The organism is Pontibacillus chungwhensis (assembly GCF_030166655.1).
GTDB lineage: Bacteria > Bacillota > Bacilli > Bacillales > BH030062 > Pontibacillus.
The window spans coordinates 3,899,455-3,918,518 of the sequence record NZ_CP126446.1 but is presented as its reverse complement, the minus strand read 5'-3'; the positions used below and the strand labels follow the sequence as shown (position 1 = coordinate 3,918,518).

Genomic DNA, 19,064 nt, shown 5'->3' with positions numbered 1-19,064 from the left:
TTCACGATTCTTCTTCAATCAATTTCTTAACGAGCTGTAAGTTCTGGGCTTCTCGTGTTTCATGGAAAGAAGCGAATGGACATCCTATTTCTTCGAGGCGATCTAATGTATTTCCGATATGGAAAGAGGAAGGATCTAATGTCTCCTTGACTTCCTCCCAGTAAAGCGGTGTTGCTACAGTTGCGCCCTCCCGACCTCGAGGGGAATAGGGGGAGATAATGGTCTTACCCTCAGCATGCTGAACATAGTCAATGTAGAGGCGGTTGCCCCGATTCTTTTTTAAGCGTTCGGTTGTAAACAGGTCGGGATGTTGCCCTATCACCAATTGAGCGACCTTCTCAGTGAATGCACGGGTTTCTTCATACGTTAAGCTTCCAGGCTGTATAGGAATATGAACTTGCATGCCTTTTCCGCCGCTTGTCTTAACAAAAGTCAGTAGTTCGAGCCGATCAAATATGGTTTTTAAAAGGGTAGCGGCTTTGATCGCGAGAGGGAAGGCCTCCCGTTCAGGTGGGTCAAGGTCAAAGACAATCTCATCTGGTGCTGTTTCATCCACTTTTTCAAATGGAAGGTGATACTCAATAGCTCCTTGATTCCCATGCCAGAGAAGCGTGGGGAGGTCGTTACAGATCATATAAGTCTCCTCAGATCCCTCTAGTCGGTTAACAAACATTGGCGCATAGTCTGGCAAGTGCTTTTGGAAGAAGGATTCCTCATCGATCCCCTCAGGAAAGCGAATCACCGTTAACTTCTTATCCTTCACAAAAGGCAAAAGATAAGGAGCTACTTTTCGTAAATACATCAACAGATCTCGCTTTTGAAAAGGCGGCCCAGGCCAAAGGGTTTTATCAAGATTCGTATACTCCATTTGTGGAAAAAGGGATAAATCCCACTCCATTTGATCCAAGGTACAGTCTTCTGGGGATAACTCTAGTAAAAATGAATCAAACATCGGCTCTCGTAAATCATTTTTCTGAGCATGGAGGCACCGAACTCCTACGCAGACACCCGTTTGGAGCGTATAGAGATCTCCGGATTTTTGTCCTTTATTTGTAAAGAAAGTTTGAAGAGTTTGTTGACCCTCTGTGGACAGACCGTGTTTCACAGAACCCACATCCACAAGGTTATCCCCTTTATACACAGCTGCATGGAAATAGCCGTTCTCTGGTTTATAAGCGGTAAGCACCGTTTGAATCACTCGCCAATTTTTAATCTTAAGCCAATCATTGCTCCGTTCACCAGGTTTATAGGTACTTTTCTTGTTCTTTGCTACAATTCCTTCTCCTCTGTGCAAGAAAACAAGCTCTTGAATGTCTTTTAAATTGGAGTAGCTGTCCACAATGTGTACACAGTCTTTCCACTTTCCCAGTCTTTTGCGCCTTTCTTGATAAGACTGGCTCATGTAGGTTTCGTTATTTTGTTTAAGAAGGTCGAACGCGACAAAGGTGGCAGGGCGTTCCGCTGCGGCTTGATTTATAGGATCTTTACTTCGCATTCTGTTCCGCTTTTGCAAGAGTGAGAATTGACTTTGAATAGAAGTCGTGAGGATACAGATTTCACCGTCAAGCAAAAGGGGGAGTTCGTTTTTAACGGATGGCGTTTGATCGGCTATTGCTTTAATAATTTCTGGGAACTGATCGGTTAGGTCATTTCCATTTCGACTTGTTAGAGTAACGTTTTCCTTGGTCCAATGGAGTAATGCGCGGAAACCATCATATTTCACTTCATACACCCATGACGGTCCTTCGGGAGTATCTTCAGTGAGCGTTGGAAGCATAGGTTTTAGCATAAGAACCTCCTTTTCCACTAGTGTACCTAACCCTTCCTGATTTACTCGTTTCATCATAAAACAAAGCCTTGTTGCAAACGCTAAAAGAAAAAGAGGGTGAATCCTATGCATACAATGTGGAAAGGGACGATTAGTTTTGGTCTCGTGAATATTCCGGTCAAACTTCATTCAGCAACAGAAAATAAAGATATTAGCCTGCGTCAGCTTCATGATGAGTGCAAATCACCGATTGAATATGAACGTACATGCCCGGTGTGTGAACGTGAGGTAGAGAAAGAAGAAATTGTGAAGGCGTATGAATATGCAAAGAATAAGTTCGTTGTGTTAGATGACGAAGAACTAGAGGAATTAAAGAAGGAGCAGTCTTCTAAAGCGGTTGAGATCATGGACTTCGTTAAGTTATCAGATATAGATCCGATTTATTTTGAGAAAAGTTATTATCTCTCTCCTGATGAAGGAGGGACAAAGGCTTACTCTTTACTAAGGCAAACTCTTACGGATACAGAGAAGATTGGGGTAGCCAAAATTATCATACGATCCAAAGAACAGCTGGCGATTGTAAGGGTGTATGAGAATACATTAGTGATGGAGACCATTCATTATCCTGATGAGGTCAGAGACGTGAAGGAAGTACCGAATGTACCTGAAGAGATGGAGTTAGGGAAAAAAGAATTAGAAACAGCGAAGACACTTGTAGAGCAGCTAACCAGTGACTTTGATCCTGAACAATATAAGGATGATTACCGTCAAGCGCTCCTTGATCTAATCGAGGCGAAGAAGAACAATGAAGACATTTCTACCGCTGAGCCAAAGCCTACGCCGGATAATGTAACAGACTTAATGGAGGCACTCGAGAAGTCGCTCGATAAGAATAATAAGAAAACGAAAAAGAAATCGACGAAGAAGAAATCTGCTAAAACTGGGAACGAACAGAAGTCAACGTCAAAGAAAACATCCTAAACATTACGATTACGTGATACAAGGATTACAATTCAATAACATCCTTCCTAAACCCCCTCTTATATACGAACGGTTGTGGTAACCGTTCTAAAAGGAGGGGTTTGTTATGAAGAGAGAAGCCTATTTCGATAATGCAAAATGGATTTTAATGTTTCTTGTCGTATTCGGGCATGTGATTCAGCCCTTTACGGATCAGCACCCGCTATACAACGTACTTTATAAGTGGATCTATACGTTCCACATGCCTGCATTTATAATCGTTTCTGGATATTTCGCTCAAGCGAAAATGAATAAAACATATGCCTTAAAGTTGGCGAAGAAACTCCTGCTTCCTTATTTAAGTTTTCAAGCTATTTATACAATCTATTATGCTCTCATAGGGAAGTCTGGATGGTGGAAGCCTCCATTTGAGCCGCAATGGGCTCTTTGGTTCCTGGTGAGTCTGTTCTGTTGGCACATTATGCTTTATTGGTATAGACGATTGCCAAAGCACATGGCGATCTTTATATCCATTCAAATTGGTGTCTTAGTAGGATATATGAGTGGGATTGATCATTCGTTCAGTCTGTCGAGAACATTTGTATTCTTCCCGTTCTTCTTAATCGGTCATTGGATTGGCACAGATGAAATGAACTGGTTACGTGAGACAAGAACGAGAGTGTTGGCACTCGGCGTTATGCTTTCTGTCGCACTCGCCATTCTCTTCGCTCCTTCATTTGATACAAGTTGGTTCTTTGGGTCAAAGTCTTACACAGTGCTCAGAATGCCTGAATGGGGAGGCTTTATCCGATTAGCGTGTTATGCGGTGAGTATCTCCATGGCGTTTAGTGTCTTAGCATGGATCCCAACTAAGACCTATTCATGGACAAAGTATGGAGCATATACGCTTTATGTATATTTATTGCATGGTTTCGTGATCCAGTTAATCCGTGAACACGACTTAATTCATGTTTACTCTCCGTATGATGTCATTTATCTTGTGACATTTTCGTTTATTATAATGGGACTATTTGTCTCGAAACCTGCCGTGACGCTCATGACACCGATTCTTCAGTGGAAATCCTTTGGATGGAAGGTTAAGAAGTATCCTGTTAAAGAAGTGGGCTCAGGTTCTACCCATTAGAAAAGAGGCGCTTGAATCCAAGCGCCTCTTTTCTATGCCTGCCTGTTGCATGAAGGTCAAAGAATCAGACAGTTACCCAAGCCATAAACTCTCATCAAACTCTTGCTGTGCTTCTAACGAAATTACGGAATTCTGGTTTCTTCTCAATCAGAGACGGATGCCCGAACTCCATAGATTCAATGATGCTTTCTTCAGAATATCCAGTGAAAAGGGAAAGGGTCTGGATATTCGGTTTACTGGCACCGCGCCAGTTTTTTACCCACTCTTGGGTTTGAAAGAATACGATTAAATGTCTGCGATGAACAGAATACGGGCGTTTGTGTGTCAACTGTTCAACTCTCCTTTTCTTTTGATATAGGTAATGTGAGTTTGGCTGGGTGATTACGTTTTACCTTCCCATTTCTATGAGTCTTAAACCTATTAGAAAGGTGCCTAGAGGTTTAAGTTCACTCATTTAGTGATAAGAAAACAAGTAGAGATTCGTTTAAGCGTGTTGAATTAAAGGAGTGTGTAAAAATGGCAAAGAAAATGTTAATGATCGTAACCAATGCAGGTCGGTTAGATGAAGATCATCAGACAGGCTTATGGCTATCAGAGTTTGCTGAACCCTTTATGGAATTTACACAAGCAGGATATGACGTGACCGTAGCAAGCGTTGCTGGTGGCGAAATCCCAATTGATCCACATAGTATTTCTGGGGAAGAGCCAGACGAATGGGAAGGGGTTATGGAGCCTCTTAAGGATACAGCTGTTCTAAGTGATTTGAACACTGAGGAATATGACGGCGTCTTCTTACCAGGCGGGCACGGAACCATGGTTGACTTCCCAGATAACGAAGCGATCAAGAAAGCCCTGCAGCCTTTCTTTGAACAAGATAAAGTTATCGGTTCCGTCTGTCACGGCACCGCAGCCTTCGTTGGGGTAACGAACCAGAATGGAAAGCCGTTCATTGATGGAAAACGAATAACTGCTTTCACGAATGCGGAAGAGAAAGACCAAGGACTTGATGAAAAGGTGCCTTTCTTGCTAGAAACGCGTCTAACAGAGATCGGAGCAAACTTTATGGCTGAACCGAACTATACCGAACATGTAGAAGCGGATGGAAATCTTGTTACAGGCCAGAATCCACAATCCAGTTTAGCAGCGGCTCGAAAAGTCGTTCAAAAGCTCGGACAATAATGTGTAAACCGTAACCCAATGACAGGAAAAGCCTCTCAGGGGATACGTTTTATAGATAAAGGCAGGGGAGTTTTCCTCTGTCTTTTTTCATGGGGTCTTACTTTAATGAATAGTTTTGTTAAAGTTGATTGTTGATTTTAAACGCCTTCCATATAAGGCTCTAATATGGAGCACCGGAAAGTGAGAATGTTTCCGTTAGCATTAGTCTGAGCGGAAGGTGGTTCGGGAAATCACTCGCTTTCCGCGGCGAGCTGGGAAGCCTCCTCGTTCGCTTGCGCTCTCTGTGGGGTCTCCCCTAGGCTCCTACTGCCGCAGGAGTCTCGCAATTTCCCGAACCACCTTTGCCATAAATGAAAAAACGGAAACATGCCATATTAGGAAGTAGAGTGTTGCATCTACACTTAAATGGTTCACCTTAAGAGGGGAACAATAAAAAAGCCCCGCAAGTATCAACACTTGCGGGGCTGGTATTAGAATAAGAAGTGCGCGACGATTGTAATTACAGGAAGTGTAATCAGGGTACGTTCAATAAAGAGAATAAATAACTCTTTAAAGTTAATCGGAATCTTAGACCCTAATACCACACCACCAACTTCAGACATATAAATAAGTTGTGTAACCGATAGAGCCGCAATGATAAAGCGAGTCATCTCACTTTCGATCGTGCTTCCCATTAAAGCTGGGAGGAACATATCGGCGAATCCAACCAGGATCGTTTCTGAAGCCGCTGCTGCTTCTGGAATTTGGAATAGCTCGAGCAGTGGAATAAATGGCATCCCGATCCACGAGAAGAACGGAGTGTGTTCAGCGATAATCAGTGTGACTGTACCGATCGCCATAATAATCGGGGCAACCCCCATCCACATGTCTAAAATGTTTTGAGTTCCTTGTTTCAGAAACTGAGGTAAGCTTGGGGCTTGTTTCGTTCGTTCGACAGCTTTGTAATATCCCCAAGAAAAAGCGTTATAGCCTTTTGGCGTTCCAGGCTCAGGCTTTTTCTCCTCACCACTTACATAAGAGTCTTCTTTTCTTGAAAGGGGCGGAATGCGTGGCATGATAATCGCAGCTACGACACCAGCCAAAAGGACGGTGGCATAGAACGGTACGAACATGTCAGCAAGTTTTACTTGGTCAATAACCACAAGCGTAAATGTAATCGATACGACTGAGAAAGTGGTTCCGACTACCGCAGCTTCACGTTTCGTATAGTGTCCTTCCTCATACTGTTTACTTGTTAACAAGACGCCGATTGTCCCGTCCCCAAGCCATGAGGCCAGGGAATCAATCGAAGAACGACCAGGTAACGTAAAGAGGGGACGCATGACTTTCGTTAGCATAATTCCGAAGAATTCAAGCAGTCCGAAGTTTAACAGCAGTGGTAAAAACATTCCCGCAAAGAGGAAGACCGTAAATAGGATGTGAAGCAAACTATCTTCTCCACCTAATAAGAGTCCGCCTGTTGCACTGGAGTAAACTTCTTCAGGTCCTAATTTATAAAACGTCATAATGGCAAATACAGCGCCGACGACCCGAATCAGCGTCCAGGACCATGGAACGAACAGAAGACCTGTGAAGAACGGTGATTTCTTCACCACTTGCCCGTTTGTCAGCTTAGCCAAAAGAGTAAGGCCAGCAGTCAATGTAATAATAATAGTCATAATCGCGGGCAGTTGAGCTTGTAAGGCCTCTTGTAATTTCGATGCGAAGAATGCAATAGGAATCGTAATGCTATCTTCGAATTTCATTGGTGTCATAAATAATACAATCCCAATGAGGGATGGAAGAATAAACAGAAGATGATTCTTTGGTTTAAATGGAAATTTATTATTTGAATTCATGGGACTAACCCTCCTGGTGTACAGAATTTCCGACATAAAAATACAACAGAATTCATTTTAATACATGTAATATAAAAATGCTAATAAAAATTTATGGAAGTGAATAGATATGCGAAAACCTAACTAGTTTTATGCATGACACGTAGTCGATAGGAATCATCTTTCTTAAGGATGAGTGATGAAACAATCGGTTCAGGGAAAGAATAAAAACTATTGAAATTCGAAACTAACGGGAATGGAGCCTACAATGAACATACATTATTTCTAAAAATGAGGGATTCGATATGCGAACGTTTGCAACGCCTAAATTGGTCGTAAGTAAATGTCTAGAATTTGATGATGTACGGTATAACGGCGAACGAATACCGGATAAAGTCGTTCAGCGGTTGATGCCTTATGTAACCTTTATACCAGTATGCCCCGAAATGGAAATAGGTCTTGGCGTCCCCCGCGATGTGATTCGCATCGTTCGAAAGGGGGATGAAGAGCGCTTAGTACAACCTTCTAGCGGAGATGATCTAACAGAATCGATGACTCATTTTGCGAAAGGATTTCTAAATTCTTTACCCGATGTGGATGGGTTTTTACTGAAGAATCGGTCCCCTACTTGTGGAATTCAAGACGTAAAAGTGTACGACAAAATAGAGAAGTCGCCTGTCGTTGGGAAGACTAAAGGGTTATTCGCACAAGAAGTCCTGTCAGAACATGAAGCCCTGGCGATCGAGGAAGAAGGGCGATTAAAGAATTTCCGGATTAGGGAGCATTTCTTCACGAAGCTTTTTACCTTTGCGGCCTTTCGGGAAATGAAAGAATCTCCGTCTATGAAGAAATTAGTCGCTTTCCATTCTGAGAACAAATACTTATTCATGTCTTACAACCAGACCACATTGAAGGATATGGGAAGGATTGTGGCGAATCATAATCAGCTCTCAATGGAAGAGGTGTTAGATTCCTACGAAGAGAAACTAGGCTGGATGCTAAGGAGAGCACCAAGTCGAAAATCAAACGTAAACGTATGCCAGCATATTATGGGGTACTTCAAGAACGAACTCACAAGACAAGAAAAGCGTTATTTCCTCGAGGAGCTGGACAAATACTATGAGGAAAAAATTCCTCTCAGCACCATCCTCGGCATATTAAAGTCTTGGGTTATTCGCTTCGATGATGAGTACCTCCTAAGCCAAACATATTTCCAACCCTATCCGGAAGACCTCGTAGAAATCAGCGACTCCGGTAAAGGAAGAGCCTATACGTAAAGCATAAAGAGCCCTGGAATATTCACCTCCAGCGCTCTTTTTTGCTGTAAAAGAGTAAAGGGTGTGAGACACCCGTTTGTACGGTCACGCGTTAAAGAGTAACCGCGTGTCTGGCACCCTTTAGTTGGCTAAAGAGTAATTTTTTGTTTAGGTAAACGTTGTCATTGTTTTTGTAAGTTTTAGTGAGGGTTTGGCTGGGAATCAATTCTGCAGAATCACACATTAAAACTATAGTGGAATAGTTGGAGGTCAGAACAATGTCAACAAAAGGAAAGAGTATACACGCCCTCGTGATCTTGATGTTCACTCAGTTTATATCTGGTGGTGTAACGAATACAAAGGGGATTGTACTTGATCAGGTTGAGAAAGACCTTGGTCTTGATATGAGTCAGTTTGGATTAGTCGTATTTATATTTCAGCTTGGTTTTACATTAGCAAGTTTACTCATTGGGTATTATACCGATAAGAAGGGCCTTCGCATTATGACGATCATCGGCTCGATCGTCATGGGTATTGGTTTCCTTGGAACAGGGTTTGCACCTAACATAACGTTCTTTTTAGGGTTCTACATGATTGTTGGCTTTGGGCTTGGTTCCCTTGGTGTCGCATCAAATGCAATTATTCCATCCGCTTATCCGGATAAACAAAACCGAATGTTTAACTTGGCTATGGGCGTTTATGGACTTGGGATGGTCGTCTTTCCGCAGTTCTTAAATTACTTATTCCAATTCGCATCCTGGAGATATTTTTATATTGGTATCGCAGCAAGCTTAGTGGCTGTAATCATATATGTAACCTCTACAAACTTCCCGGATGGTCGTGCAGAGAAAGTTGATATTAAAGCTTTCATACCGATGTTGAAAGACGCACAATTTGTCTTCTTAATGGTCTTCTTAATGCTTGAAGTATCAGCGGAAGTCTCCTTTACGAACTTCTTCCCGTCTTATTTGAAGGGGCTTGATTTAGGAGGACTATCAAATGCTGAAAAGGAAGATATGGTTGCGGGGATCCTATCCTTGTTCTCAGTCTTCTTTATGATTGGACGTTTAGGGGTGGCTTACCTCACCAATTGGTTAAATGAGCGCACCATTTTAATCGCCTTTTCTGTCGGGGCGGTTGTCATGATTGGGATCAGCTTCCTTTACGCCAATAGTTTTCCTTACTTATTCGCAGGTGCAGGGTTCTTCTTCTCAACCTTATTCCCGACGGGTACCGCATTTGGTACATCTATTTCCAAAACAGGCGGATCAGCTCTTGGGTTAATTTATATTGCTGCAGGTATTGGCGGCGGTATTGCAGGGTATATCGTCGGAGTTGCCTCAGAAGTGTTCGGTAAAACAGGCGGCTTTAGTGTCGTTCTTGTCTTCCTAGCACTCATGACCTTAACCACATTCTTTATGGATACAAAGAAATCCAACCAATCAACCTAACATCGTGCCAGACACCCTTTAGTGAGATAAAGGGTGTCTGGCACGCGTTGTTATGGTAGAGAGATAAAGGCATGGGATAGGTGGCAGGATTTTTTTATGGGGATATGGAATAGGGTAGTGAGTGGTTTATTCCATACATGAGGAGGTACGGCAACAATGAAGAAACTTCTTTTAACAGGCTTCGAGCCTTTTTTGGACTTTCCGGTTAACCCAACAATGAAGATTGTCGAAGAGTTAGACGGACAAATAATCAATGGTTATACAATAGTAGGAAAGATATTAACGGTAGAGTTTGGCCGGTCTGGTGAACAACTTGTTCAGCATATTGAAGAAACAAAACCAGATACTGTTATTTCCCTTGGGCTAGCAGGTGGTCGGTATAAGATTACCCCAGAAAGAGTCGCGATCAATTGTAACGATGGAGATGCTGACAATTCTGGGAGGGTTCCTCGCGATGAATGGATTGAAGAGGGGGGACCAGATGCGATTTTTTCAACCCTACCGATTCGTAACATGGTCAATCGATTAGCCGAACAAGAACTACCGGCAGATATTTCAAATACAGCGGGTACGTATTTGTGTAACAATGTGATGTACAGAGCTTTGTTTTATATACAGTCTCATCAGTTGAATACGAAGGCAGGGTTCATTCACATTCCTGCTTCCCACGAATTAGCTATTCAACATAAAAGAATTCCAAGTTGGTCCCATCGTGATTTGCTTGAAGGTATTAAAACATGCATTGATAGTTTAGAATAGCAGGTGATGAAGATGAGAGATATTCAGTACGTACCATTTGGAGAAAACGGAATAAAGGTTGTATTTCCAAATCATATTTCACAAGAAATTCATGAGCGCATATTAAAGCTCTATCAATCGATCAAGCGCCATGCGTTTGATCCGATCACCGATATTGTGCCTAGTTATACCGTCTTAACCGTTTACTTTAATGAAAAGCTTGTTTCGTTCCAACAAATGAGACAGAAGCTAGAATACATATGGGAAGCGGCTAATGAAGAAGATCACAGCAGTTCTTCTAAGGTAGTAACTCTACCAACCTATTACGGGGGGCAAGAAGGGGAAGATTTGCAACAAGTTGCAAAGGAGAACAACCTTTCAGTAGAAGACGTCATTGATCTTCACTCTTCAAGAGACTACCTGACCTATATGATTGGCTTTTTACCAGGGTTCCCTTACCTTGGCGGAATGGACGAGCGGATAGCGACGCCTCGTTTAGAGAAGCCTCGCGCCCGTGTTGAGGCTGGATCAGTCGGAATTGCGGGGAGTCAGACAGGGGTGTACCCAGTTGCTTCACCAGGAGGTTGGAATATTATTGGGCAAACGCCCGTTCCCATCGTTGATTTTACACGGGAAGAACCTTTCTTAATCGCAATGGGAGATTACATCCGTTTCCGACCGGTTCCAAAAGAAGAGTACGAAGATATACTAAAACGGATTCATAACGGGTCCTATACCATTGAAATCATAAACAAGGAGGCGTAGACATGACGCACATTGATATAAATGCAGATCTTGGAGAAAGTTACGGCGCCTTCCAAGTTGGAGAAGATCAACAGCTAATGAAAGTCATTACCTCAGCCAATGTAGCTTGTGGATTCCATGCAGGGGATTACAATGTACTAGCAGAGACGATTGAACAAGCCCGATTAGAAGGGGTAGCTGTTGGAGCTCATCCTGGTTTTCAAGATTTATTTGGTTTCGGACGTCGAGAGTTTAAAGTGAGTCCGTCCGAGGTTTATAACTTAATGACTTACCAGCTTGGTGCTATTGCTGGGGTATGCCGGGTTAAAGGAGTTCAGCTGCAGCATGTAAAGCCCCATGGTGCGCTTTATAATATGGCATCAAAGGATAAGGACATGGCAGAAAGCATTGCTAGAGCGGTGTATGATTTTGAATCAAAATTAATTTTGTTTGGATTAAGCAATAGTGAGCTTGTTCATGCAGGGGAGAAGATGGGGTTAACTGTTGCCAGAGAAGCATTTGCAGACCGTGCTTACACCTCAGAAGGGTATCTTTCCCCGCGATCGGAGAAAGGCTCTGTCCTGACAAGCCTAGAGGAGATTGAGAAACAGGTTCTTTCTATTATTCAAGATGGAACAACCTCTTCTCTTGATGGGAGGACAATATCCCTTGAAGCAGATACGATTTGTTTTCATGGAGACGGAGATTCAGCCTACAAGCATGCCAAGCATATAAAAGATTTATTAAAGAAGAAAGATATTGATGTCTGTAAAGTGGGTGGATCATAGACGTGTCCTATCCATTATGTACAGTAGAGAAAGCAGGAATCGTAACGAGCATCCAGGACATGGGAAGGTTTGGGTATCAGCAATACGGTGTACCTATCTCTGGTGCCATGGATAAAATAGCGCTTCAAATTGGAAATGGTTTAGTAGGAAATCCACTCGATGCTGCGTGTATTGAAGTGACGATGGGAGGGGCGACATTCCGAGCTTCCCGCGATCATGTAGTAGCTATAACGGGGGCGAATTTAGATGCTAAGCTAAATGGAAGAAAAGCCCCTCTATGGTCCACGTTCTTATGGAAAAAGGGAGCTCCCCTTACGTTTAAAGGCCCAGTGGAAGGGGTGAGAGCTTACATAGCAGTGCAAGGAGGCCTGGACTCAGAAATGATTCTAGGCAGTCAATCGGTTTATGAACGGGGTCAAATGGGACGTACTATCCACTCGGGAGATACGTTGTATAGTCGTTCAAATACGGTCGTTCGTAAAAGGATCGGGTTAAGTCATGATAAGCGCCCTTCCTACGATAAAGAGGTAGATGTCAGGGTCGTCGTAAGTCATCATGAATCTTACTTGGAGGAAAGTAGTGTAGAAGCGTTCTTTCACAATCCATATAACGTTTCAACGGGAGATCGCATGGGGATACAGTTAGACGGAGAAGCCTTGAAGTTCCATAACACAGGCGACATTATCTCTGAAGCGGTTACCTTTGGCACGATTCAGGTGCCTTCAAGTGGCTTACCTGTTGTCTTAATGGCTGACAGTCAAACGACAGGAGGATATGTGACGATCGGAAACATTGTCCGAGCTGATTTATGGAAAGTAGCTCAGCTCCCCCCTGGTGGAACAATCCGTTTTCATAGAGTCTCCTATGAAGAAGCCAGAAAACTCTCGGTCGACCTACAAGCTTTTCTATCATCTTTACAGAAAGAAGCTCACTACATCCCATCTAAATAAAGAAGACGCAGGCCTAATCAGCCTGCGTCTTTTTAGTGCTCTAAAGCAACAGCGCGTGCCAGACACCATTCACTGCTGTGAAGGGATGAAGCGTGTCAGACACCCGTCCTCCCTTTAAAGCAATAAAGTGATTAGCCTACGTAACGTTTGAGGATGCGGTCGACGCTTCCGGCGTAGGCTTCTCCGAATAGGTTAAGATGAGCGAGTAAATAGTATAATTGGTAGAGTGGCTTGATGTCTTCGTAATTCTCCGGTAAAGAGAGTTCTTCCTCGTAAGCACGGTAAAAGGCTTCTGAATAGCCTCCAAACACTTCTGTGAAGGCCAGTTCAAATGCATGGTCCCCGTAGAAAACAGATGGATCGATTAAAACAGGTTCTCCATTTGGTCCGCTCATCCAATTCCCGCCCCATAAATCTCCGTGGAGCAAGGAGGGCTTTACATCATGGTTCAGCCACTGTGGCAAACGCTCCATCACTTTCTTTAAGCGAGTCTTCCGCTCAAGAGGCAATTCTCCTCGTTCAGCTGCCATATTGAATTGCGGAACGAGGCGGTAGTCATGATAGTAGGTGGTCCAATCACTTACAAATTGATTGGGTTGGGGAAGTGAACCGATAAAGGTATCCTCTTCGAATCCGAATTGCTCACCATAGGCCTGATGCATCTTAGCAACTCCCCGCCCTAGCTGTTCTTCTGTGTCTTTTTCCTTTTGTCCTTTGATCCACTCCATAATCAGAACGGCCTGTTCGTTCTCGCGGGGTTCATCATAATAGTAGACTTCTGGTACACGGATGGCTTTTGTATCCCGTATTAAAGAAAGCCCCTTCGCTTCAACACGGAAGAAGTGTTCCGGAACCTGTTGGTTGACCTTTACGAAATATTCTTCTTCCTTCGTTTGAATATAAAGAGCGTCGTTAATATCTCCGCCCGAAATCGACTTAGATTTTTGGATGGAGGAAGAATCCCCCATTGATTCTAATGCGTTTTGAATGGCTTTATTCATCCTATTCACTCCTAGAAAGGTTGTTATCTATTATCGTATATCCTGGAATCGAATTTTTCTAACCATAATCTTCGATAACAATAGGTTTTTCAAGAGCTCGATACTTAGATCAACAATAAAGAACCACACAAAAAAAGACCCTTAAGGCACGTGTGGGCCAAGGGTCCTTTCGTAAACTGTCTATACATCAATTAAGACAGCGCAGTTTCCTGTCCCACTTTAGAATGAGACTCTCTGAATTCTTTCGGAGTAACGCTTGTGTACTTTTTGAATAGTGAGGTGTAGTAGCTTTGGTTGCAAAATTGAAAGAGGGTGGCAATATCGGATATAGGAGTAGTGGTGTGAAGAAGAAAGTATTTGGATTCCTCAATCCGCTTCTGATTAATATACTGGACGACCGAGACGCCTACTTCTTTCTTAAATAGGTGTGATAAATAACTTGGACTGACCAAACTATTCTGTGCAATCGAGTCGAGCGTAAGATCTTCTAAAATGCGATCGTGAATAAAGGCGATCGCCTGATTAACGACTTTACTGTAGGGGAGCGTTTCTTCTTTGTTTAGACGCTCAATAAACTGCTTGAGCATCTCTCGTTCAAGCTGAAAAAGTTGCTCCACGTCATCGGTTCTTTCAATGAGCTCGACGTAGTGATCACTTAATTCGAAAGCGTCTTCCGGCTGTACCCCGCTATGAATAATTGTACGGGTAAAGAGGGTACAAGAACTTACGAGAACATTCTTAACGGAACGCAATGTCGGGTTTGGTGAAATGATCGCTCGTTCTTCATTTATAGAATGTAAGAGTTGATGGGCTTTTTCCTGGTCCCCTTGTGAGACAGCGACAAGTAGTTGGCGTTCCATCAAATAAGATGGATGTAAGTAATCATGGTTGCGATTCTGTAAGCGAACTTTCATAAACTGTTCAATTGTTGCCTGTTTAATAGACGTACTCATTATGTCACCTACAAATCTAGTTTTTTAACGATTTTAATATAATTGTAAGCGATTTCGCAACAAAATCAAGGCGTTTTCGAATATTTTTTGTAAAATTGGAAAATTTAATCTTTTTATTCAGGGAATAAAGGCTCGAAAGATTCTGGAAGAAGCCGCTTAGAGTGCTTAAGGATTAGCTTCCAAGCGGCTCCTTCCTAGTTGGTTTACGTTACCTCTTTAGAATAGGCAACGATTGTCGTGTGTTCTGTGAAACCAAAGTCTTTATACAATCGCTCTGCATGAGGATTGCTAGCGCGGACAGGGACGGTCACAATGGATAGCTCAGCCTCTTGGAAGGCATGATGACAAGCGTATTGAATTAAAGCCGATCCGATCCCTTGCCCTTGCTCTGTGTCTTCCACTTGTAAGAAGCAAATTTCACCTTCATCCATCCCTTCGATTTGTTCAAAGAAGAGATACCCTTTCATCTGGTCCTTTTCTTTATAGCACCATAATGAAAAGTGGGGATCCTGAATCAGGTGGGTCATCTCTGCTGCGTTAAAGAAGGCTGCACTAGGGTGCAGTTCCTCGAGTTTCTCAAATGATCCCTCGTAAGGAACCACGGATGGACTGAGAGGGGCTTGTTTATAATTCTGTCTGGGCAAGATTAAATTCTTCTCCCGATTGTATAATTGGAATCCTTCCCCCTCACAAAATTGGACAAGAGGGCGGTTTTGTTCGAAAAAGGCGACCTTAACCTGAGAATAGATCCCCTTCCAGTAAGAGAGGGCTGTATTCCAGAGTTCTTCAATCGTGTGAGGTGCATGTTCACCATAGGCAAATGGTCCAAGCAAGCGTCCTACCGTTTCCTCTTCAAACGGCTCGAGCCCAATAAACCCTACCATTTCACTTTGTTCAAAGGCTACAAAGGCGTGAGGATTCTCGGAATGGATCAAAGGATATAATTGAGCCTTGATCGCTTCTGGCTCCGATTCCAGCCAGGCGATATAATGGTCGTCCTTATCATTTAACTGGGCTAACCAGTGGCTAACAAAAGCAAGGTGGTCTTCTTTTAATACTTGAATATCCATTATGATCTCAACCTTTTCTTTACGTTTTGTGTCCTTTTGGTATGGGGAACATCATTCCCATGGTCTTACTCAACCATACCAAATTACATACATTCTCCCAAAACGAGAGGATTGTGTGTGTAAAAAAAGGGTACAAATACCATAGAGAGACGAGAGGGGGAATGGATGCACTTGAGGTATCATGCACTTTATCGAATTACAATCATCGTAGGAATGGCTTTGAAATTCTTCTGGCAATTATTCTGGTTTCAACGCGTCCATCGCATTTGGGATGAACGAACGAGGGATAAATGGCAACGCCTTCTGGTGAAGCAAGCGAAAGAATATCGCCAGAAAGCACTAATGCTTGAGGGTTTGCTCATTAAATTTGGGCAGTTCTTAAGCACCCGCGCTGACCTCCTGCCCCCTGTGTTTCTAAAGGAGTTAGAAGGATTAGTGGACAGGGTCGAACCTGTTCCATTTGAGAAATCAAAAGCGATTTTAGAGGAAGAATGGGGAGGCGACGTTTCCAAGCACCTTAAGGAAATTGGAGATGAGCCTGTCGCATCTGCATCCATTGGAGAGGTATATAAAGGAAAGCTCCATAATGGCAAGGAAGTAGCCGTTAAAATTCAGCGATACCGAGTGGAGAAAATTTTTCACACAGATTTCAAAGCCCTTCGGATCGTCTTTTGGCTTCTGGGTCGCTTAACATCGATTGGAAAGAAAGCAGACCTTGGCGCTTTGTATCGTGAACTTGTCTACGTAATGGGGAAAGAGCTTGATTTCACAGATGAATTGAAGCATTCCCTTTACTTTAAGCAAAGATTCTCCGGGTTTAAAGGAGTATACGTTCCAGACTACTATGAAGATCTATCCACAAGACGTGTGCTTGTTATGGAATGGATAGAGGGTGTGAAGATTACAGATGAGTCCTTTATAAGCGAGAATAACTTAAAACGGGAGGATCTGGCGAAACGAGTATTCGATTTATTCGTTGAACAGCTAGTATCTGATGGCATGTTTCACGCCGACCCCCATTCAGGGAATCTGATGGTCCGGTCTGATGGAACCATTGTCATGATCGACTTCGGAATGGTAGGCGAGATTAGTAAGGAAGATGCCAGTTATATACGTATGATTATACAGGGGTTCATTATGGACGATTACGATAAAGTAATCGGCGCACTTGAAGATATGGATTTCCTTCTTCCATACGCCAATCGTCAAAAAGTAAAACGTCTATTAAAAGAAACGGCTGACATGTATTTGCAGGGTGACTTTGAGAAATTTGACCAGGAAGCTCTCAATCAAATTATGAAAGACCTGCAAGAATTTGTGAAAGAACAGCCGATCCAAATGCCTGCAGACTACGCATTCCTAGGTAGAGCAGCATCAATCGTGATCGGGGTACTTACAACCGTCTATCCGGATATCGACCTCATGAAGTGGGGGAAACCTGTTATTAAGCAATGGGTATCTGGCGGTGAATCAGATGCCAGTCTTTATAAAGAAGTGATTAAAGATACAGCTAAACCGCTTCTTTCCTTACCTAAATCGTTAAATGAATACTTAACAGATGCCCCGAGACAAAGGGCCTTTGAAGAGAGAAAGCAACAACGTCAAATGTTTCATCACTATTACTTCTTTTATGCGTTTTTATCCTTTTTCCTTTTCATTGGAGGAGGAGGATTTGCATTATATAGCTTCCGGAATCTGGAATCATTGTATCTGTACATCGGTCTGGCGACAGGGGCAACGGGTTTTGTTGCATTTGTACTCGTAGCCTCGGTGCATTTCAGAACCATTAAGGTTACAACAAAAGATAGGAGGAATAAGGGTGAGTGATCTACTAAAGAAAGGGTTTTTAATCGGCATTGGTGCTGCACTGAATGGAAAAGAGAAAGTTGAAAAAGTCTATAATGAAATGGTGGAAAAGGGTCAGATAAGTCCTTCAGAGGCGAAGGAAGCGATGCGCGAATTTCGTGAAAGAGGCGAAGCGCAAAATGAAAAATGGAACGCTCAAACAGAAGCCTATTTCCGCGAGCAAATCCGCGACCTTGGCTTCGTGACGAAAGAAGAATACCATGCTTTAGAAGAACGCATTCAAAAACTAGAGCAACTCCATCAATCCTCATCTTCAACTGACGAAGAAGATCAGGAACAATAAAACGGTTGAAAGCTCATCCCTTAGTGGGTGAGCTTTTTGTATGGGTACTGAAACGCCTGCTACCAGTTATAAGAAAACCGCTCCCTCTGAGATTGATCCAGGGGGAGCGGTGGAATATAGTTAAGAACGTTGTGCCGTTTGGTCATAAAGCATAGCCACGGCTTGTTTCAATGTAGCTTTCGTAATCACATCTTCTTTTGTTTTAGAGACAAGACCCATCTGCACAGCGCGCATACTTAAGTCAGGGCGCATGCCGGTTAGGACTGGCTTAAGACCAAGAATCTCGAGGGAAGTAAGCAACTTCTCTAAGTGACTCATAAACAAGTCATCTACATGGTAGACCCCGGATAAGTCAATAACGAGCCAATCGATATCGAGTTCATTAGCTTCTCTTAGCGTTTCTTCAATAATGACATTAGCCCGTTTTTCATCAATCTCGCCAATAATTGGTAAGATTGCTACGTGATCCATGATAGGGACGATCGGCGTGGATAATTTCAAGTACTTTTCTTCATAATCATGTAACTTGCGCTGCTCGACTTTTGAGAAAGCCAGTGTAAAGCCATGAACCATGTAATTAAATAACGTATCAATGCGATTCACAATGTCCATTAGCTCTTTGAATGACTCATTTCGCCCTTGCATTTGGCCTTCCACGAAAGTCCAAATCGCTTCCTTATATAGGCTCAGTTTAGAGATATAATCTGATAGAATGCCCTGACGTTTCGCCACAGCTTCACCAATGTTCTCCCCTAAATCCGTAGCCTTCTGAGTAGAATCTTCCTTCTCCACAATATTGTTTCCAATCATCGTGACAACTTTCTCTAGAAAGGAAAGCATATCTTTCTGATCGTTTTCAGCTAGCCCACTATACTCCTTTGGATAATGCTTCTCTAGCAGTTCTAGAATAGAAGAAGCAATCGTAGAGGAGTGGGTTTGTAATTGTTCTTGAAAGAAAGAGTAATAATGTGAGTGTGTCATAGTCTACTTCAATCCTCCATTTAAATTCCATTTTCTAAAAATCATTATAAGCATTTTAAAAAAAGAAGTAAATTCATGATGCCCCATTACGCGAAGGAAGTTTTACACAATTTAG

The 19,064-nt window shown here is 42.7% G+C and carries 18 protein-coding genes; 11 read left to right on the top strand and 7 right to left on the bottom strand.

Going from position 1 to position 19,064, the window contains the following annotated elements; all coding sequences use genetic code 11:
• Position 1: 1 nt before the first annotated feature.
• Positions 2 to 1,846 (bottom strand): DNA ligase D, encoded by a 1,845-nt coding sequence (locus QNI29_RS19890; RefSeq protein ID WP_231417658.1) that lies wholly within the window; start codon positions 1,844 to 1,846, stop codon positions 2 to 4.
• A gap of 48 nt (positions 1,847 to 1,894) precedes the next feature.
• Here QNI29_RS19890 and QNI29_RS19885 point away from each other — a divergent pair, with 48 nt between their 5' ends.
• Together QNI29_RS19885 and QNI29_RS19880 are read left to right on the top strand one after the other, a co-directional pair.
• Entirely contained in the window at positions 1,895 to 2,749 is an 855-nt protein-coding gene (locus QNI29_RS19885; protein WP_231417659.1) for a non-homologous end joining protein Ku, read from the top strand.
• Positions 2,750 to 2,855: 106 nt separating this feature from the next.
• The gene (locus QNI29_RS19880; RefSeq protein WP_231417660.1) at positions 2,856 to 3,872 is read left to right on the top strand and encodes an acyltransferase family protein; all 1,017 of its coding nucleotides are present in this window, start codon (positions 2,856 to 2,858) and stop codon (positions 3,870 to 3,872) included.
• A gap of 94 nt (positions 3,873 to 3,966) precedes the next feature.
• Here QNI29_RS19880 and QNI29_RS19875 read toward each other — a convergent pair whose 3' ends face one another.
• Positions 3,967 to 4,200: a hypothetical protein gene (locus QNI29_RS19875; RefSeq protein WP_231417661.1), complete on the bottom strand. Its 234-nt coding sequence runs from the start codon at positions 4,198 to 4,200 to the stop codon at positions 3,967 to 3,969.
• A gap of 188 nt (positions 4,201 to 4,388) precedes the next feature.
• Between QNI29_RS19875 and QNI29_RS19870 the strand changes: the two genes are divergently transcribed.
• A complete protein-coding gene (locus tag QNI29_RS19870; RefSeq protein ID WP_231417662.1) occupies positions 4,389 to 5,051 on the top strand; it encodes a type 1 glutamine amidotransferase domain-containing protein in 663 nt (220 codons plus the stop codon).
• A 470-nt stretch (positions 5,052 to 5,521) separates the two neighbouring features.
• On the opposite strand, the gene QNI29_RS19865 is transcribed toward QNI29_RS19870, so the two are convergent.
• Positions 5,522 to 6,889, bottom strand: a complete 1,368-nt coding sequence (locus tag QNI29_RS19865) for a YjiH family protein (RefSeq protein ID WP_231417663.1) — start codon at positions 6,887 to 6,889, stop codon at positions 5,522 to 5,524.
• Positions 6,890 to 7,173: 284 nt separating this feature from the next.
• Here QNI29_RS19865 and QNI29_RS19860 point away from each other — a divergent pair, with 284 nt between their 5' ends.
• From QNI29_RS19860 to QNI29_RS19835, 6 genes are all read left to right on the top strand, one after another.
• Positions 7,174 to 8,145, top strand: a complete 972-nt coding sequence (locus QNI29_RS19860) for a YbgA family protein (RefSeq protein WP_231417664.1) — start codon at positions 7,174 to 7,176, stop codon at positions 8,143 to 8,145.
• Between the two features lie 257 nt (positions 8,146 to 8,402).
• Positions 8,403 to 9,575 carry an MFS transporter gene (locus QNI29_RS19855; RefSeq protein ID WP_231417665.1) on the top strand — a complete coding sequence of 391 codons (1,173 nt, stop codon included), beginning with the start codon at positions 8,403 to 8,405 and terminating at the stop codon, positions 9,573 to 9,575.
• A 156-nt stretch (positions 9,576 to 9,731) separates the two neighbouring features.
• Positions 9,732 to 10,334 (top strand): pyroglutamyl-peptidase I, encoded by a 603-nt coding sequence (gene pcp, locus QNI29_RS19850; RefSeq protein WP_231417666.1) that lies wholly within the window; start codon positions 9,732 to 9,734, stop codon positions 10,332 to 10,334.
• Between the two features lie 6 nt (positions 10,335 to 10,340).
• Complete coding sequence (gene pxpB / locus QNI29_RS19845; protein WP_284526998.1) at positions 10,341 to 11,078, top strand: 5-oxoprolinase subunit PxpB; 738 nt, start codon at positions 10,341 to 10,343, stop codon at positions 11,076 to 11,078.
• Positions 11,079 to 11,080: 2 nt separating this feature from the next.
• Positions 11,081 to 11,845, top strand: coding sequence for a LamB/YcsF family protein (locus QNI29_RS19840; RefSeq protein ID WP_231417668.1), 765 nt, complete (start codon positions 11,081 to 11,083; stop codon positions 11,843 to 11,845).
• A gap of 2 nt (positions 11,846 to 11,847) precedes the next feature.
• Positions 11,848 to 12,795: a 5-oxoprolinase subunit C family protein gene (locus QNI29_RS19835; protein ID WP_231417669.1), complete on the top strand. Its 948-nt coding sequence runs from the start codon at positions 11,848 to 11,850 to the stop codon at positions 12,793 to 12,795.
• 131 nt (positions 12,796 to 12,926) lie between these two features.
• Here the strand turns inward: QNI29_RS19835 and QNI29_RS19830 are convergent, their stop codons facing one another.
• The 3 genes from QNI29_RS19830 to QNI29_RS19820 form a co-directional block, all read right to left on the bottom strand.
• The gene (locus tag QNI29_RS19830) at positions 12,927 to 13,796 is read right to left on the bottom strand and encodes a fructosamine kinase family protein (RefSeq protein ID WP_231417670.1); all 870 of its coding nucleotides are present in this window, start codon (positions 13,794 to 13,796) and stop codon (positions 12,927 to 12,929) included.
• Positions 13,797 to 13,987: 191 nt separating this feature from the next.
• Positions 13,988 to 14,749, bottom strand: coding sequence for an AraC family transcriptional regulator (locus tag QNI29_RS19825; RefSeq protein ID WP_231417671.1), 762 nt, complete (start codon positions 14,747 to 14,749; stop codon positions 13,988 to 13,990).
• Positions 14,750 to 14,952: 203 nt separating this feature from the next.
• Entirely contained in the window at positions 14,953 to 15,819 is an 867-nt protein-coding gene (locus tag QNI29_RS19820; protein WP_231417672.1) for a GNAT family N-acetyltransferase, read from the bottom strand.
• A gap of 171 nt (positions 15,820 to 15,990) precedes the next feature.
• On the opposite strand from QNI29_RS19820, the gene QNI29_RS19815 reads away from it, so the two are divergent.
• Positions 15,991 to 17,646, top strand: coding sequence for an ABC1 kinase family protein (locus tag QNI29_RS19815; protein ID WP_231417673.1), 1,656 nt, complete (start codon positions 15,991 to 15,993; stop codon positions 17,644 to 17,646).
• Positions 17,639 to 17,968: a phasin family protein gene (locus QNI29_RS19810; protein WP_231417674.1), complete on the top strand. Its 330-nt coding sequence runs from the start codon at positions 17,639 to 17,641 to the stop codon at positions 17,966 to 17,968. The genes QNI29_RS19815 and QNI29_RS19810 overlap by 8 nt, the downstream gene beginning before the upstream one ends.
• Before the next feature lie 120 nt (positions 17,969 to 18,088).
• Here QNI29_RS19810 and QNI29_RS19805 read toward each other — a convergent pair whose 3' ends face one another.
• Positions 18,089 to 18,949 carry an STAS domain-containing protein gene (locus QNI29_RS19805; protein WP_231417675.1) on the bottom strand — a complete coding sequence of 287 codons (861 nt, stop codon included), beginning with the start codon at positions 18,947 to 18,949 and terminating at the stop codon, positions 18,089 to 18,091.
• Between the last annotated feature and the right edge of the window lie 115 nt (positions 18,950 to 19,064).

Coding starts and splice junctions, on each gene's coding strand:
- QNI29_RS19890 (WP_231417658.1), bottom strand. CDS start 1,846: ATGATGAAACGAGTAAATCAGGAAGGGTTAGGTACACTAGTGGAAAAG.
- QNI29_RS19885 (WP_231417659.1), top strand. CDS start 1,895: ATGCATACAATGTGGAAAGGGACGATTAGTTTTGGTCTCGTGAATATT.
- QNI29_RS19880 (WP_231417660.1), top strand. CDS start 2,856: ATGAAGAGAGAAGCCTATTTCGATAATGCAAAATGGATTTTAATGTTT.
- QNI29_RS19870 (WP_231417662.1), top strand. CDS start 4,389: ATGGCAAAGAAAATGTTAATGATCGTAACCAATGCAGGTCGGTTAGAT.
- QNI29_RS19865 (WP_231417663.1), bottom strand. CDS start 6,889: ATGAATTCAAATAATAAATTTCCATTTAAACCAAAGAATCATCTTCTG.
- QNI29_RS19860 (WP_231417664.1), top strand. CDS start 7,174: ATGCGAACGTTTGCAACGCCTAAATTGGTCGTAAGTAAATGTCTAGAA.
- QNI29_RS19855 (WP_231417665.1), top strand. CDS start 8,403: ATGTCAACAAAAGGAAAGAGTATACACGCCCTCGTGATCTTGATGTTC.
- pcp (WP_231417666.1), top strand. CDS start 9,732: ATGAAGAAACTTCTTTTAACAGGCTTCGAGCCTTTTTTGGACTTTCCG.
- pxpB (WP_284526998.1), top strand. CDS start 10,341: ATGAAGATGAGAGATATTCAGTACGTACCATTTGGAGAAAACGGAATA.
- QNI29_RS19840 (WP_231417668.1), top strand. CDS start 11,081: ATGACGCACATTGATATAAATGCAGATCTTGGAGAAAGTTACGGCGCC.
- QNI29_RS19830 (WP_231417670.1), bottom strand. CDS start 13,796: ATGAATAAAGCCATTCAAAACGCATTAGAATCAATGGGGGATTCTTCC.
- QNI29_RS19825 (WP_231417671.1), bottom strand. CDS start 14,749: ATGAGTACGTCTATTAAACAGGCAACAATTGAACAGTTTATGAAAGTT.
- QNI29_RS19820 (WP_231417672.1), bottom strand. CDS start 15,819: ATGGATATTCAAGTATTAAAAGAAGACCACCTTGCTTTTGTTAGCCAC.
- QNI29_RS19805 (WP_231417675.1), bottom strand. CDS start 18,949: ATGACACACTCACATTATTACTCTTTCTTTCAAGAACAATTACAAACC.